This is a genomic window from Micromonospora sp. CNZ296 (assembly GCF_007827635.1).
Map to the genome: position 1 here is coordinate 197,104 of NZ_VISW01000008.1, position 14,976 is coordinate 212,079.

The window sequence follows — 14,976 nt, forward strand, 5'->3', positions numbered from 1 at the left end:
GCCCGGGCCGGCCGTCTCCCGGTCGACCCGATCGAGACTTCCCACTCTCCTACGACGATCGTGCGCCGCCGTCCGGCCTCGCGCCGGACGGTCGTGCGCGCGGAAAGGTGGCAGTGATGCGTTCACGAAGATCAGGCCGGTGGACCGGCGCGGTGGCGGCCGCTCTGGCGGTGGTCCTGCTGGGGCCCGGGGCGACAGTGCCGGGCGCCGCGGCACCGGTCCGGGTCGCCGGCCCGCCGGGAGCGGGCCTCGTCGCCGGCTGCGAGACGTTCGGGTTCACGGCCATGCCGGCGGTCGCCGGTGTGGCCGCTCCCCGTGACGTCGAGGCGGTCGACACCAACCAGAACGGCTTCGACGACCTGCTCGTCGCCTCGGCGAGCGGTGACGGCGACGTGCACCAGCTCATCGCCGTCGGTAACGGGACGTTCCGAACGTCGGTGGGGCCCGGCGCCCCGCCGGAGGTCTATCCGGCGCCGGGCACGCCGCGCGCCGTCACCGTCGGCTACTTCAACCGGGACGCCAAACCGGACTACGCCGTCGCGACCACCGACGGGGTGGGTGTCTGGTTCGGCGCCGCCGGTGGAGACCCGGGCTTCGGGCCGGGAGGGCGCGTCCTGGCCGGCCGCAGCGTGGCGGACGTCGCGGTGGCCGACTTCGACCGTGATCTGCTGCCCGACCTGGCGGCCCTCGACCCGGAGGACCGGACCGACCGGGACGACGACCGGGTGCGGGTGTTCCGCAACCTCAACGGCGGCAGCTTCGACCAGAGGTTCCTCCTCGGTGACCAGCCGACGTACGTCCAGCCGGACTTCCTCGCCGCCGGCGACCTGACCGGCAACGGCGTGCCCGATCTCCTGGTCAGCAGCCGCACACAGGGCACGGTGTCGGTGATCCGCGACGGCGCTAACAGCCCCGCGCCCCGGGTCGAAGGGATCGGCGAGGCGTGGAAGCCCGCGATCGCCGACTTCGACCTCGACGGGCGGCTCGACGCGGCCGTCGCGATCCCCGGCGAGGACCGCATCCGGTTGTGGAGCGACTACCGCGACCCACCGTCCGGCGGCTTCCCGCCGGCGCCCCGGGAGCTGCCGTCGCTGGACCTGGGGCCGCTGACCCCGGGGCGGGAGGGTCCGCACGACGTGGACGTCGCCGACGTCAACCGGGACGGCCGTCCGGACCTGGTGGTGGTCGGCTACGCCAGCCGGGCGGTCTACGTCTTCCCGGGCCGTGGCGACGGCACGTTCGGCACCCCGGCCGTCCTCGCGGCGGGCAGCCAGCCGGTGCAGGCGGCCGTGGGGCGGTTCGACAACAACCAGTCCCTCGACGTGGCCGTCCTGGACGAGGTCGACAACACCCTGCGCGTCTACCTGAACACCTGCACCGCGCCCGGACCGAACCTGACCGCCGGCGGGCTGGAGGTCACCCAGGTCATCCAGGACCTGGGCAACTCCGTCGACCTGGTCGCCGACCGCCGCACCGTCGTCCGGGCGTACGTCGGCACCGACGCGCAGACGCCCGCGGTGACCGCGGCCCTGCACGGGTTCCGGGCCGACGGCACGTCGCTCGGCCCGCCGCTCGCCCCGGCGAACCCGGGCCGCCTGCTGGTGCCCGACCGGACGGTGCGACGCGGACAACTGGGCGGCGGGTTCCTGTTCGAGCTGCCCACCCAGTGGACGAGCGAGGGCCAGATCAGGCTGCGGGTCGAGATCAACCCGGACCGCCGGGTCACCGAGCCCGACCACCTGGACAACGTGACCGAGCGCACGGTGCGCTTCCAGGCGTCCCAACCGGTACGCGTCAAGCTGATCCGGTTCGGCTACCAGCGCGACGGACAGACAGTGCTGCCTCCCGAGTCCGACCTGGACCGGGCCGAGTCGCTGCTGCGGCGCACGCTGCCGACGAGCCGGCTGGAGGTCACCCGCGCCGACTACCGCGACGACCACCCGTTCTTCTGGATCGGTGACGACAGCTTCTTCCTCGACGCGCAGGACGCGCGTTCGGTGCTCGACCGCTACCGGCAGGCGACGGCAGGGACGCGGGAGCCCGGCGTCTACCACCTGGTCATGGTGAACCGGGACCGGATGGGCGGCATCGCCGAGAACATCCCCGGATGGGTGGCGGTCGGCGGAGCGCACAACCCCACGACCATCCTGCACGAGCTGGGGCACCTGCTCGGCGCCGGGCACGTGGAGTGCACGGACAATCCCGGCGACGAGACCGGGCCCCGGTCCTACCCGTACCCGCGCGGCACCATCGGCGGGCCGGACCCGGCGAATCCCGGCTTCGCCGGCTACGACATCGGTGACGCCTCGGTCGGCGCTCCGCGCCGGATCGTCTGGGCGCCGGACACCAGCCCGCCGGTCGCCGACCTGATGAGCTACTGCCGCAACACCTGGGTCTCCGACGACCTGTGGCGGCTGTGGCGCAACCGCGTCCAGAACCCGCCCGCCCAGCAGGGCGCGACGGGTGACCTGCTGGCGCTGTCCGGCGCCGTCGGCGACGGCACCGCCACCCTCACCGGGCAGCGCCTGACCCGCACCACCCAGCGTCCGGCCACCACGCCCGGCCCGTACGCGCTGCGGCTGCTCGACGCCGCCGGGGCGACGCTCGCCGAGCACCCGTTCACCCCGGCGGCCACCGAGCACGCCGCGACTCGTCCCTTCCACGAGGTCGTCGACTTCGCTCCCGGCACCCGCCGGGTGACGCTCGTGGACACCCGCGCCGGGCGGGACCTCGCCACCCTCCCGGTGTCGGCGAACCCGCCCGTCGTGGCGCTGGCGGGCGAGGCGCCGCCCGCGTCGGTGCCGGCCACCGGGCCGGTCACTGTGGGCTGGAGCTCCGGCGACGCCGACGGCGGCCCGGTCACCGCGAGCGTCCTGTACAGCCCGGACGGCGCCGACGACTGGCGGGTGCTGGCCACCGGGCTCACCGGGACGTCGTACACGCTGGACGCCGCGCAGCTCGCGGGCACCGGCGGCGCGGCCACCGGCCGGCTGCGGGTGCGGGTCACCGACGGTGTGCACACCGCCGACGCGACGAGCGGTCCGCTCACTGTCGCCGGCAAGAACCCGGCGGTACGGATCACCGCTCCGATGGGCGGCACGTTCTTCGCCACCGGGCAGACGGTCACGCTCGCCGCGTCCGTCACCGACCCGGAACAGGGCGACCTGGACGGGGCGGCGGTGCGCTGGACCTCCGACCGCGACGGTGACCTCGGCACCGGCGCCACCCGTACGCCGGGGCAGCTCAGCGAGGGACGGCACGTCCTCACGGTCACCGCCACCGACGCCGACGGCCTGCGGGCCACCGCGCGTACCGAGGTGACTGTGGGCCGGGTCCTGCCGGCCGGTGGCCCGCCCACAGCCGACGCCGGGCCGGACCGGACCGCCGTCGAGGGCGACACCGTCACCCTCGACGCGACCCGGACCACCGACCCGGACGGCGATCCGGTGACCCTGTCCTGGACGGTGCTCGCCCAGCCGGAGGGTGGCGGCCTCGGCGGCGGCCTGCGGCTGGAGGGTCCGGCCCGCACGCCGTCGTTCCGCGCCGACCGGGCCGGCACGTACCGGCTGGAACTGACCGCCACCGACGCCCGCCACGGCACCGCCACCGACACGGTGACAGTCACCGTGGCGAACCGGCCGATCGAGGTGAGCCCGATCGCACTGGACGAGGAGTTGCGGGTGGCCGGTCCGGTCACCGTGCGGGCCACGTTCACCGACCCGGGCGTGCCGGACACCCACCGCTGCGCGGTCGACTGGGACGGCGGGGGTCCGGCCCCGGCCACGCCCGGTGCGGTCAGCGAGGACCGCAACGAGGGCGGTTGCGTCGCCACCGGCGATCTCCGGCCCGGCGTGCACGTCGCGCGCCTCACGGTGACCGGCGACGACGGCGGAACCGGGCAGCAGACGGTACGGATCGTGGTCTACGACCCGTCGGACGTGACGGTGGCCGGCGCCGGCGCGATCGTCTCACCGGCGGGCGCGCTCAGCGCCGACGTGGCCGCCACCGGGCCGGGGGAGTTCGCCTTCGTCGCGGGCCTGGTGAAGGGTTCACCCACGCCGTTCGGCGCGACCACCTTCCGGCTGCCGGGACGCGAGTTCACGTTCGCCGGTACGACACACGAGCGTCTGACCGTCGCCGGGCCGGTGGGCCGGTACCAGGGTGAGGGCACGGTGAACGGCCGGCCGGGGTACGCGTACCAGCTCACTGTCGCCGACGCCCCGGACGGACGTGACGTGGACCGGTTCCGGATCAGGATCTGGGAGAGCGACGGAGGGCGCGTCGTCTACGACAGCGGCCGGGGCGCACCGGACGATCTCGACCCGGCGCACCTGCAACCGCTGAACCAGGGCCGCGTCGTGGTCGTCGGCTAGCCCGGTGTCCCTCCCGCCGTCCGCCGCTGGGAAGAGGCGGACGGCGGGAGGCCGCGCCCGTCGCACCACGTAGTGCTTCGCGGCCCTGTCCATGGTGGGCCTTGCCGGGATCCGGTCACGGGCGTAGGAAGAACACCACCGTCCGCTGTCGAAGGAGACACGCGTGCCCACCCCCAGACGGCTCCGTCTCGCCGTGTCCGCGTTGGTGACCGCATCGGCCGTGCTGCTCGGTTCCGGCGCCGCCGCGGCGCCGTCCGCGCCTCCCGCACCGGCCGGGCAGCGGTCCTGCGACCCGATCGACCCGGCGGCCTGCCTGCTGCCGTTCCCCAACGACTACTTCACCGTCCCGGACCGCAGCACCCCGACCGGCAAGCGGGTCCGGTTCGCGGCCTCCGCGATGCCCGCCAACGTGCTCGGCGTGCCGATCGACCCGGCGGAGTGGAACCGGCAGGACGGGTTCAGCCCCGGATCGCCGATCCTGGCGCGCGTACCCGGCCTCGACGCCGAGCGGACGCGGATCGCGCCGGTCACCGACGTGGGCCGCTCGCTGGCGCCGGACGCGCCGATCGTGCTGCTCGACGCCCGCACCGGCAGGCGTACGCCCTACTGGGCGGAACTGGACGCGCACGCCGCCGGCGACCCGGACCGGCAGGCGCTGATCATCCGGCCGGCGGTCGCGCTGACCGAGGGCACGAGGTACGTCGTCGGCCTGCGCGGCATGCGCGACGGCGACGGCGCGCTGATCCCGGCGCCGAAGGCGTTCCGCGCGTACGTGACCGGCGCCGGCCTGGACCGGCGTGACCCGCGCGCGCCGCAGATGAGGCGGATCCTCGCCGACCTGAGCCGGGCCGGTGTCAAGCGGCACAGCCTCTACCTGGCCTGGGACTTCACGGTGGCCAGCCGGCAGGGCCTCACGGGGCGGATGCTCGCGGTCCGGGACGGCGCGTTCGCCGCGCTCGGCCGCCGCGCGCCCTCGTTCACAGTCAACCAGGTCACCGACTACACGCCGGAGCAGGATCCGCTGATCGCCCGGCAGGTGACCGGCACCGTCGCCGTACCGTCCTACCTGACCGGTGACGGCGGACCGGGCTCCCGGCTGCATTACGGGCCGCCCGGCGGCGACGGCACCCCGCCGGCGCCGGACGCGCTGCCCACACCGTCCGGCACGACGGTGGCGGCCGACTTCGTCTGCAACATCCCGCGCAGCGCGTCCGCCGCGAAGCCGGCCCACCTCTCGCTCTACGGCCACGGCCTGCTCGGCCGGCCGACCGAGGTCAACGCCGGCAACGTCAAGACCATGTCGCAGACGTACGACTTCACCTTCTGCGCCACGAGCTGGATCGGCATGGCCGCCGCCGACGTCCCGTACGTGGCGGGCGCCTTCACCGACCTCAGCGCCTTTCCCGCGGTGGCCGACCGGCTCCAGCAGAGCTTCCTGAACTTCCTGTTCCTGGGCCGGACGATGATCCACCGCAGCGGGTTCGCCGCCCACCCGGCGTTCCGCGACGCCGCCGGGCGGCCGCTGATCGACGTGGCCGGCGGGCTGCACTACGACGGCAACAGCCAGGGCGGCATCAACGGCGGCGCGCTCACCGCCGTCGCCCAGGACTGGACCCGCTCGGTGCTCGGCGTGCCCGCGATGAACTACTCGACGCTGCTGCAACGCAGCGTCGACTTCGCCCCGTTCCAGTCCGTGATGGACGGCTACTACCCGGACCGGATCGACCAGCAGCTCATCTTCGGTCTGCTCCAGATGCTGTGGGACCGGTCCGAGGCCAACGGGTACGCCCAGCACATGACCGGCCGGCCGCTGCCGCGTACCCCGGCGCACCGGGTGCTGATGCACGTGGCCTTCGCCGACCAGCAGGTCTCGACCGCCGCAGCGGAGGTCCAGGCGCGCACCATCGGCGCCCGCCTGCACACTCCGGCGCTGGCCGACGGCTGGTCACCGGACGTGCGGCCGTTCTGGGGCATCGCGCCGATCCGCAGGTACCCGTACGCCGGCTCGGCCATGGTGGTCTGGAACAGCGGCGCCGCGTACGCGCCGCCGCCGACCAACCTGGCCCCCGCCGGACCGGAGTACGGCGAGGACTCGCACGAGTTCCCGCGCGCCCAGCCCGGCGCGCAGCGGCAGAAGGCGGTGTTCCTGCTCACCGGCAAGGTGATCGACGTCTGCGCGGGCGGACCCTGCCCGTGAGCTGCGTCCGGCCGGTCTGAACACGCCTACCCACAGCCCGGCCTCCCGCGGCAGCCGGCACACCAATGTCCTAGGACGCTCTGGCGGGTGTGCCGGCCGTCGCGGTGCGGCGCAGCGCCGTGCCCACTCAGAGCAGCACCTCGACCGGCGCCGGATGGCCGAGGAAGTGCACCGGGCTGGCGGTCGGCCCGTACGCCCCGGACTGGTGCACCACCACCAGGTCGCCGACCTCGCACCGGGGCAGCTCCACCCGCCGGCCGAGCGTGTCCAGCGGCGTGCAGAGCGGTCCGACCACTGTGACCGTCTCCCGCTCGTCGGCCGGCTTCGCGGTCACAGCGGACACCGGGTAGTTGCGGCGTACCACCTGGCCGAAGTTGCCGGAGGCGGCGAGGTGGTGGTGCATGCCGCCGTCGACCACCAGGAACGTCTCGCCGCGCGAGTGCTTGCGCTCCACCACCCGGCTGACGAAGACGCCCGCCTCGCCGACCAGGTACCGCCCCAGCTCCAGCACGACAGCGGTGTCCGGGTGGCGGCGGCGCCACCGCTCCACCTCCACGGCCAGGTGCCGGCCGTACGCGGCCAGGTCCAGCGCCTCGTCGCGGGGGAAGTACGGGATGCCGAGCCCGCCGCCGATGTTGACGTGCGCGAGGTCCAGCCGGTGCTCGCGTACCAGCCGGTCGGCCAGCTCGAACGTCTGGCTGACCCCTGTGGTCAGCGCGTCCAGGCGCAGGTTCTGCGACCCGGCGAAGATGTGCAGCCCGCACAGTCCGCGCCGGCCCGGCCCGCGCAGCACCTCGCCGACCGCCTCGGCGTCGATGCCGAACTGGGTCGCACCGCCGCCCATCGTCATCCCGGAACCGGAGAGCTGGAAGTCCGGGTTGACCCGCAGCGCGAACCGGGCGGACCGCCCGACCGCCGTCTCGATCCGGCGCAGCCGGGCCAGCTCGTCGCCGGACTCGACGTTGACCACCACGCCGGCGGCGATCGCGGCGGCCAGCTCCGGGTCGCGCTTGCCCGGCCCGGCGAAACTGATCTGCTCCCGGTCGACGGCGGTGCCGAGCGCGGTCAGCAGCTCACCGTGGCTGGCCACGTCGAGACCGTCGACGAGCGGCGCGAGGCGCTGCACCAGGGCCGGCATCGGGTTGGCCTTGATCGCGTAGTGCAGCAGCACACCGTCGGGCAGGGCCGCCCGCAGCTCGGCGACCCGGTGGCGGACGGCGGCGAAGTCGTACAGGTAGAAGGGGGTGCGGCCGGCGATGTCGGCGGCGAGGTTCAGGTCCATCAGGGCTCCACGCGGTAGAGGGTGAGGTCACGCAGCAGGTCCATGTCGTGGCCGAAGGCGGCCCGGTCGGCGCCGTAGACCATGAACACGGCGGAGGGCGGCTCGACGATGTGCGCGCTGGCGCGCGCGACGGTCTCGCCGACCGACACGTGCACCTGCACGGTGTGCTCGCTGCGCAGCGCGGGCAGGTCGACGGCGCTGACCCGGCCGGCGTGACGAGGGGTGATCACCCAGGCCCCCAGCTCGCCGGTCGGCCGGGCCCGCACGTCGTACGGCTCGCCGGCCCGCAGCAGGTAGTGCGCGAGGTCGATGTCGACGCCGTGGGTGCGCAGGTAGACGGCGCGCATCTCGCCGCCGGGCGGCCGGGCCGCGACCTCCAGGAAGACCAGCTCGCCGTCGGGCGTGCCGAACACCTCCATGTGTACGCCGCCGTCCGGTGGCCGCAGCGCGGCGAGCGCCCGGTGGCCGAACCCGGACACCCGCACGGCCGTCGGGTCGTCGGCGGGCAGCGTCCACACGCCGAGCGACCGTCCGGCGGCGAACTCCATGCAGGGGTTGAGGTTGGCGCACACGTTGCTCCACACCACCCGGCCGTCCTGCACCAGCGCGTCGAAGTTGTAGAGCGTGCCGGAGACGAACTCGTCCACCTCGTAGCTGTTGCGGTCCTTCGGCGAGGACGCCCAGCTCGCCCAGGCGCGCAACGCCGCCGGCCCGTCCAGCCGCCGCACGTCCATGCTGGCGTACCTGTCGACCGGCTTGACCACCATCGGGAAGCCGATCTCCGCGGCGATCCGCTCGCAGTAGCCGCGCGGGTCGGCGGCGTGCCGGTCCCGGTCGAAGCGCAGGTGCCGCGGCAGCCGCAGCCCGCTGCCGGCGAGCGCGGCCTTGCTGGCCATCTTGTCCACGAACGGCAGCAGGCGCGCGGCCGGCCAGCCGGCCGTGCCGAGGTGCTCGGCGAGTCGCGCGCAGATCAGCTCGCAGGACTCGTCGTTGGTGAGGAACCGGAGCTGCTCCGGCCGGGGGCGGGGCAGCTCCCGGTCCAGCAACGCCACCAGGTCGGTCGTCTCCATGTCGTCGGGCACGACGATCCGGGCGTACGCGGCGCGCTGCTCGTCGGTGAGCCGGCGCGCGTAGTGCGGGCTGGAGACCAGCCAGAGTTCCGCGTCCGCGAGCCGGCCCAGGTCGGCCAGGCCGGATCGGATCACGTTGTCGTTGATGAGGATGACGTACAGCTTCTTCACGCGACTCTCCTCGCGGGTCAGTGTTCGAGCAGGACGGCGCCGAACGTGCCGCCGACCCCGACGGACGCCATCAGGGCCAGGTCACCCGGGCGCAGCCGGGGCCGGACGGTGTCCAGGTTCAGGAAGATGTCGGCGCCGAAGCAGTGGCCGTACCGGGGCACGTTGTCGAGCACGATCCGATCGGCCGGTACGCCGATCACACCGGCCGCCGCCCGCCACACGTTGACGTTGACGTTGTGCGGCAACAGGACTGTCAGCTCGTCGGGACGGCGTCCGGCCCGCCGCAGCGTCCGGTCGACCACGTCGCCGAGATGCTCCTGGAAGCGGCGTTCGTACTCCTGGCGGCTCGGCGCGCCGGGCTCGGTGTAGATGCCGCCGGCGTACTGGCCGTGCGTGGCGACCGCGTGGGCGAGCACCCGGTCGCGGGGCCCGTTCCGGCGCAGCAGCACCGCGCACGCCACGTCCCCGGCGATGCCGGTGTCCAGCACCCGCAGATCCGGGCTGTCGGCGGTCTCGCCGATCAGCAGGACGCCGACGGCGTCGCCGGGCCGCCCCGCGAGCAGCCGGTCCATCAGGTCCAGCGCGCTGATGCTGGAGACGCACTTGTTGGACTGGGTGCCGAAGCACAGCGCGTCGCCGCCGAGCTGCCGGGCGACCAGCCGGGGCAGGCCGGCGCCCACCGGTCCGATGTACGGGCCGGTGTGCGCGTGCACCACCACCGCCACGCGGTCCGGTGTCACGCGCGCCTCGTCGAGCAGCCGCCGGACGGCGTCCAGCAGCATCGGGAACTCCTGCCCGGCGGCGGCCACCGGGATCCGGTCGTAGCCGTAGAGCCGGCCGTACACCCGGGCGCGGGCCGAGGTGAGGCCGAGCAGCGCGTGGTCGTCGGTGACCGACAGCCGTCGTTCCGGTTCCACGCGTACCACCGCGTCAATCGCGATCATCGGGTGTCCTCCGGGCGGGCGGCGCGGCGACGACGCGGCGGCCGTTGACCGGGCTGCACGACAGCACCCGGGCCGGCACCCGGACCAGGCGGGTGGCCCGGTAGCGGCGCAGCAGCTCGCGCCACTGCTCCGGATCGCGGTCGTCGAGCGCGGCGAGCCGGCCGAGCTTGCGGTACTGGAGGAACCCGCGCGGGCGGGACTGCGGGCGGGCCCGGCGGATGTAGCCCCAGGCGTCCCACATCAGCGGTTCCCAGCCGGCGAGGGCGGCCAGGTCGTACAGGAACAGGTTGCGGGCCTGCCAGCGGCCGGCGTCGGCGTTCAGCATCAGGCCGCTGAGGCGCAGCGCCGCACGCTCGCCCTCCTGGGCCCGGCGCCAGGCGCGGGCGCCGGTGAGGAACACCGACTCCGGTACGTCGTCCCGGTAGTGGTCGGGCAGTTGGAAGGTGTCCCGGGCGGTCCGGTACATCCGGCCGTCGGCGTACCGCCACCGGCCCTCGCCGGCCGACCAGTACTCGACCACCACGTGGTCGTGCATCGGCCGGTAGGGCACGTACAGGTGGTGGGCGGTGCCGTACCGCAGCCGGGCCGGCACCCCCTGCTCCCGCAGCACGGCGCAGAGCAGCAGGCTCGCGTCCCGGCAGACGCCCAGCCAGCGGCGGTGCAGCGGCCGGGCCCGGGTCAGCGGCGCCGGGTCGAGGGCGAGCACCCGGTCGAGCATCCGCCGGGTGGTGCGCAGGTCGACCTCGGCGAGCCGGTCCGGTCCGGGCTTCCAGCCGGCCGCGGGCGGGTCCAGCTCGTAGTGGGCGAAGAGCCCGCCGATGACCTCCACGAGGGCCGGCACGTCGGCCGGCAGCCGGCGCAGCGCCTCGGCGTGCGGTCCGGGTTCGGTCATCGGGGTGTGCCGGCGGTAGGTGGCGAGCATCCGGTCCAGCCCGGCGGCCGGTGTCCGCACGGCGGCGGTCACGATTCCTCCTCGAGCCGGCGCCGCAGCTGCGGGTAGTCCACCTTGAGGCTGCGGTTCTGCGGCAGCGGGCCGACGTGGATGCGGCTCGGCCACAGGTGTTCGGGCAGTTCCCGGCTGATCCGGCGGCGCATCTCGGGCACCGGCGTCGCGGTGTCCGCGACGAACGCGACGAGCCCCTGGACGAGGCCGCCCGGCGCCACCGGCCAGCCGACCACCGCCACGGCCTCGGTGCCGAGCACCTGCCGCAGCAGGGTCTCCACCTCGAGCCGTTCCACCCGGTGCCCGCGGACCTGCATCTGGTCGTCGCGGCGGCCCTTGAACACCAGCCCCCAGCGCGGGTCGTGGGCGACCAGGTCGCCGGTGCGGTACCAGCGTCCGGGCGCGTCCGGCAGCTCGACGAACCGGGCCGCGGTCTGCTCCGGGTCGCCGTGGTAGCCCGGGACGAGCTGGCTGCCACGCAGCAGCAACTCGCCGGTCTGCCCGGCGGCCACCCCGGCCAGGTCGGCGCCGACGACGCGGACCTCCTGCCGGGGGTACGGCCATCCGATCGGCACGACGTCCGGCAGGTCCTGGTCCGGCCGCCAGCCGAAGGAGGTCACCGCGATCGTGCACTCGGTCGGCCCGTACACGTTGAACAGCTCCCCGTCCGGGTTGGCGGCGTGCCACGCCTGCGCGAGCCGCCGGGGCAGCGGTTCCCCGCAGAACAGCGTCCGGCGCAGGCTGGGCAGCGCGCCGGGCCGGAGCAGGCCGAGGTCGAGCAGGCTGACGCCGGTGGTGGGCACGGACAGCCAGAACGTCAGCGCGTGCTCCCGTACCAGCGCGGGGAGCTTGTAGACGGCCTGGTCGGGCAGCGCGTACACGGCCGCGCCGACGGTCCACGGCAGCGCGATGTCGTGCACCGACAGGTCGAACGTGAAGTTGTTGACCTGGGCGAACCGGTCCTCGCAGGTCGGGCCGAACAGCTCGATCGCGCCGTCCAGGTACGCGGTGAGGTTGTCCAGTGTGACCAGGACGGCCTTGGGCACCCCGGTGCTGCCGGAGGTGAACATCAGGTACGCGCCGCCCTGCGGCCGCCGGGGCTCGCCCTCCCACCGCGGCCCGGGGCCGTGGTCGAGCACCGGCGCCGGCGGCGCCATCATCGTCCGCAGCCGGTCGTCCTGGTCCGGGTCGCCGCTGTCCAGGACCGCGACCACCTGTCCGTCGAGCCGTTTGAGCACCTTCTCGCAGTAGGCGGGCGGCGACGTGGGGCACATCGGCACGAACGCCTTGCCGGCCAGCAGGCTCGCCAGGATCGCGACGTACCGGGTCAGGTTCCGGCCGCAGTACACCAGGCAGAACGGCTCGTCCCGCTCGTCGAGCCGGCCGGCCAGGGTGTCGGCGCGGGCGAACAGCTCCCGGTACGTGTACGCGCGGTCGTCGACCCAGAGCGCCGTACGCTCCGGGTGCCGCCGGGCGGCGGCCAGCAGCCGGTCGCGCAGCTCGGCGCGGTATCCGATGGTCATGTGTGACTCCCGTATTCGAGCACCACGGCGGCGAAGACCGCGCCGAGCCCGACCGTGGCGAGCATCAGCCGGTCACCGGGCCGCAGCAGGCCCGCGCGGTCGGCGGCGGCGAGGTTGAGGAAGATGTCGGCGCCGAAGCAGTGCGCCGTGTGCGGCACCTGGTCCAGGTAGACCGACTCGAACGGAATGCCGGCGCGCGCCGCGACCTGCTTCCAGGAGAACGTGTTGACGTTGTGCGGCAGCACCATGCGGATGTCCGGCCAGGTCAGCCCGGCGTCGTCGAGCGCGCGGCGCATCACGTCGGCGAGCCGCGCCGGGTACTCGGCCTCGAACTCGGCGTTGGCCGCCTCGTCCTGCCACTGGCAGGCGGCGTGCCGGCCGTACGTGTCGATCCGGGCGGCCAGGACGCGGTGACCGGCGTCGCGGCGGCTGAACAGGCAGGCGACCCCGGCGTCGCCGGTGACCGAGCTGTTCGGGATCACCTGCATGATCGGGGTGAACGCGACGTCGGCTGTCACCACGATCGCCACGTCGGTGGCCGAACCCCGGGCCAGCAGCCGGTCGACCACCCGCATGGCGGACACCGTCGACGCGCAGTTGTTGGTGGTCATGCCGAACGACTGCGCCCGGTCCAGCCCGAGCCGGCGGCAGATCCGGGCCAGGCCGGCGCGGCCCACCACGTCCTGGTGGGTGCCGGTGTGGGCGTGCACCAGCCAGCGGACCCGGCCGGAGTCCACACCCGACTCCTTGAGCAGGTTCGCCACCGTCTCCTCGACCAGGGCGGCGGTGTCGCCGGACCACACCGGTACCCGGTCGAGGCCGTAGATCCGGTGGAACACGGCCAGCTCGGCGCGCGGCATGTCGTACCGGCCGGCGAGGGCGAAGAGGCTGGGCCGGTCGTCCGGCACGACGGCCTGCACGGCGGTCAGGTTCAGCACGGCGCACCGGCCGGTGCCAGGGCCGCAGTGGGCACCGGGTACCGGCGCAGCAGCTCGGGCTTGTCCACCTTGCCGTTGCTGTTGCGCGGCAGCGTGGCGAGCACCTCGTAGCGGGTGGGCCGCTGCCAGGTCTCCAGGCCGGACCGGCAGGCCGCACGCAGCGCGGACGCGTCGACGGCGGCCGGGTCGGCGGCGACGAAGGCGGCGATGTCGTGGTCGCCGTCGTCGAGGGCGGTGCAGACCACGCTCGCCTCGGCGACGCCCGGCGCGGACCGCAGGACCTCCTCGACGTCGCGGGGGATCAGTTTGCGTCCCCGGACCTTGATCACCTCGTCGATCCGGCCCTTGAAGAAGAAGTGACCGTCCTCGTCGAGGTAGCCGTAGTCGCCGGTGTAGAGGCAGCGGCCGCCGCGTACCGGGTGCTCGCGGATCTTGCGGGCGGTCTCGTCCGGCAGTCCCCAGTAGCCCTGCATCACCGTGCCGCCGCGCACCACGAGCTGCCCCACCTGGTACGGCGGGCAGGGCCGGTCCTGCTCGTCGACCACCAGGATCTGGGTGTTCGGGATGGCCTGCCCGACGCTGCCCGGCTTGGCGTCGAGCAGCTCCGGCGGAAGGTAGGTGCAGCGCTTGCACTCGGTGACGCCGTACATCGAGTAGATGTCCGCGCCGGGGAACAGCCGGCGGATCGCGGCGATGTGCCGGGGCAGCAGCGCGGCGCCGGTGTTGGTCAGGCAGCGGACGCTGCTCACGTCCGGCATGCCGAAGCGGCTGAACTGCTCGACCAGCTCGAACAGCACCGGCACGCCGGGCACGACTGTGCAGCGGTAGCGGGCGATGTCCTTGACGACCTGCAACGGCAGGCTCATGTCCCGCTCCAGGACCAGCGTCGCGCCCTGCGAGAACGCCATGATCATCTGGTAGAGCCCGTAGTCGAAGGCGAGCGGCAGGGCGCAGAGGAACACGTCCTCCGGGCCGTTGCGCAGGTACTCGTTGAGCGAGTCCAGCGCGGTCAGCATGTTCGCGTGGCTGAGCATCACGCCCTTGGCGTCGCCGGTGGAGCCGGACGTGTAGACCAGCGCGGCCAGATCCTCGCTGATCACGTCGACGGGTGCCGGCGTACCGGCGAAGAGGGTGTCCTCGGCGCCGACCGGCAGCACCGCCCGGACCGACGCCGGCAGGCCCAGGCCGGTCAGGGAGCGCGCCATCGGCTCCAGCGCGAGCAGGACGGTGGCGGCGCAGTCGGCCAGCACGTGGCGTACCCGCTCGGGCCGCTGCTCGTGGCCGACCACCACGGCCACCCCGCCGGCGGCCAGCGCCGCCCAGAAGGCGGTCACCGTCTCGACCCGGTTCCCGGCGCAGATCACCACCCGGTCGCCGGGGCGCACGCCGTCGGCCTGGAGGCGGCCGGCCAGGCCGGCCACGCGTGCCGCCAGGTCGCGGTAGGTCAGCCGGTGCGGTCCCGCGATCAGGGCGAGCTTGTCGGGATGACTGTCCACTGTGGCGGTGAGGACGTCGTACAGGGTTCGGTGCATCGT

The 14,976-nt window shown here is 74.2% G+C and carries 9 protein-coding genes; 2 read left to right on the forward strand and 7 right to left on the reverse strand.

Going from position 1 to position 14,976, the window contains the following annotated elements; genetic code table 11:
* Positions 1-116: 116 nt before the first annotated feature.
* Entirely contained in the window at positions 117-4,373 is a 4,257-nt protein-coding gene (locus FB455_RS15680) for an FG-GAP-like repeat-containing protein (RefSeq protein ID WP_145753817.1), read from the forward strand.
* A 163-nt stretch (positions 4,374-4,536) separates the two neighbouring features.
* The gene (locus FB455_RS15685; protein WP_145753820.1) at positions 4,537-6,570 is read left to right on the forward strand and encodes a hypothetical protein; all 2,034 of its coding nucleotides are present in this window, start codon (positions 4,537-4,539) and stop codon (positions 6,568-6,570) included.
* Positions 6,571-6,697: 127 nt separating this feature from the next.
* On the opposite strand, the gene FB455_RS15690 is transcribed toward FB455_RS15685, so the two are convergent.
* The 7 genes from FB455_RS15690 to FB455_RS15720 are packed head-to-tail and all read right to left on the reverse strand — an operon-like array spanning position 6,698 to position 14,973.
* Positions 6,698-7,852 (reverse strand): pyridoxal-dependent decarboxylase, exosortase A system-associated, encoded by a 1,155-nt coding sequence (locus FB455_RS15690; RefSeq protein WP_145753822.1) that lies wholly within the window; start codon positions 7,850-7,852, stop codon positions 6,698-6,700.
* Positions 7,852-9,093: an ATP-grasp domain-containing protein gene (locus tag FB455_RS15695; RefSeq protein ID WP_091326875.1), complete on the reverse strand. Its 1,242-nt coding sequence runs from the start codon at positions 9,091-9,093 to the stop codon at positions 7,852-7,854. The genes FB455_RS15690 and FB455_RS15695 overlap by 1 nt, the downstream gene beginning before the upstream one ends.
* Positions 9,094-9,110: 17 nt before the next feature.
* Positions 9,111-10,037 carry a 3-oxoacyl-[acyl-carrier-protein] synthase III C-terminal domain-containing protein gene (locus FB455_RS15700; protein WP_013476321.1) on the reverse strand — a complete coding sequence of 309 codons (927 nt, stop codon included), beginning with the start codon at positions 10,035-10,037 and terminating at the stop codon, positions 9,111-9,113.
* Positions 10,024-11,001, reverse strand: a complete 978-nt coding sequence (locus FB455_RS15705) for a transglutaminase domain-containing protein (protein WP_071094428.1) — start codon at positions 10,999-11,001, stop codon at positions 10,024-10,026. The genes FB455_RS15700 and FB455_RS15705 overlap by 14 nt, the downstream gene beginning before the upstream one ends.
* Positions 10,998-12,503: an AMP-binding protein gene (locus FB455_RS15710; protein WP_145753824.1), complete on the reverse strand. Its 1,506-nt coding sequence runs from the start codon at positions 12,501-12,503 to the stop codon at positions 10,998-11,000. The genes FB455_RS15705 and FB455_RS15710 overlap by 4 nt, the downstream gene beginning before the upstream one ends.
* Positions 12,500-13,441, reverse strand: coding sequence for a ketoacyl-ACP synthase III family protein (locus FB455_RS15715; protein WP_013287006.1), 942 nt, complete (start codon positions 13,439-13,441; stop codon positions 12,500-12,502). Before FB455_RS15715 ends, FB455_RS15710 begins: the two co-directional genes overlap by 4 nt.
* A complete protein-coding gene (locus tag FB455_RS15720; protein ID WP_114920712.1) occupies positions 13,435-14,973 on the reverse strand; it encodes a class I adenylate-forming enzyme family protein in 1,539 nt (512 codons plus the stop codon). The genes FB455_RS15715 and FB455_RS15720 overlap by 7 nt, the downstream gene beginning before the upstream one ends.
* Positions 14,974-14,976: the final 3 nt, after the last annotated feature.

Bases quoted from the DNA above. Each gene is read 5' to 3' on its own strand.
- FB455_RS15690 (WP_145753822.1), bottom strand. From the start codon at position 7,852: ATGGACCTGAACCTCGCCGCCGACATCGCCGGCCGCACCCCCTTCTAC.
- FB455_RS15710 (WP_145753824.1), bottom strand. From the start codon at position 12,503: ATGACCATCGGATACCGCGCCGAGCTGCGCGACCGGCTGCTGGCCGCC.
- FB455_RS15700 (WP_013476321.1), bottom strand. From the start codon at position 10,037: ATGATCGCGATTGACGCGGTGGTACGCGTGGAACCGGAACGACGGCTG.
- FB455_RS15680 (WP_145753817.1), top strand. From the start codon at position 117: ATGCGTTCACGAAGATCAGGCCGGTGGACCGGCGCGGTGGCGGCCGCT.
- FB455_RS15720 (WP_114920712.1), bottom strand. From the start codon at position 14,973: ATGCACCGAACCCTGTACGACGTCCTCACCGCCACAGTGGACAGTCAT.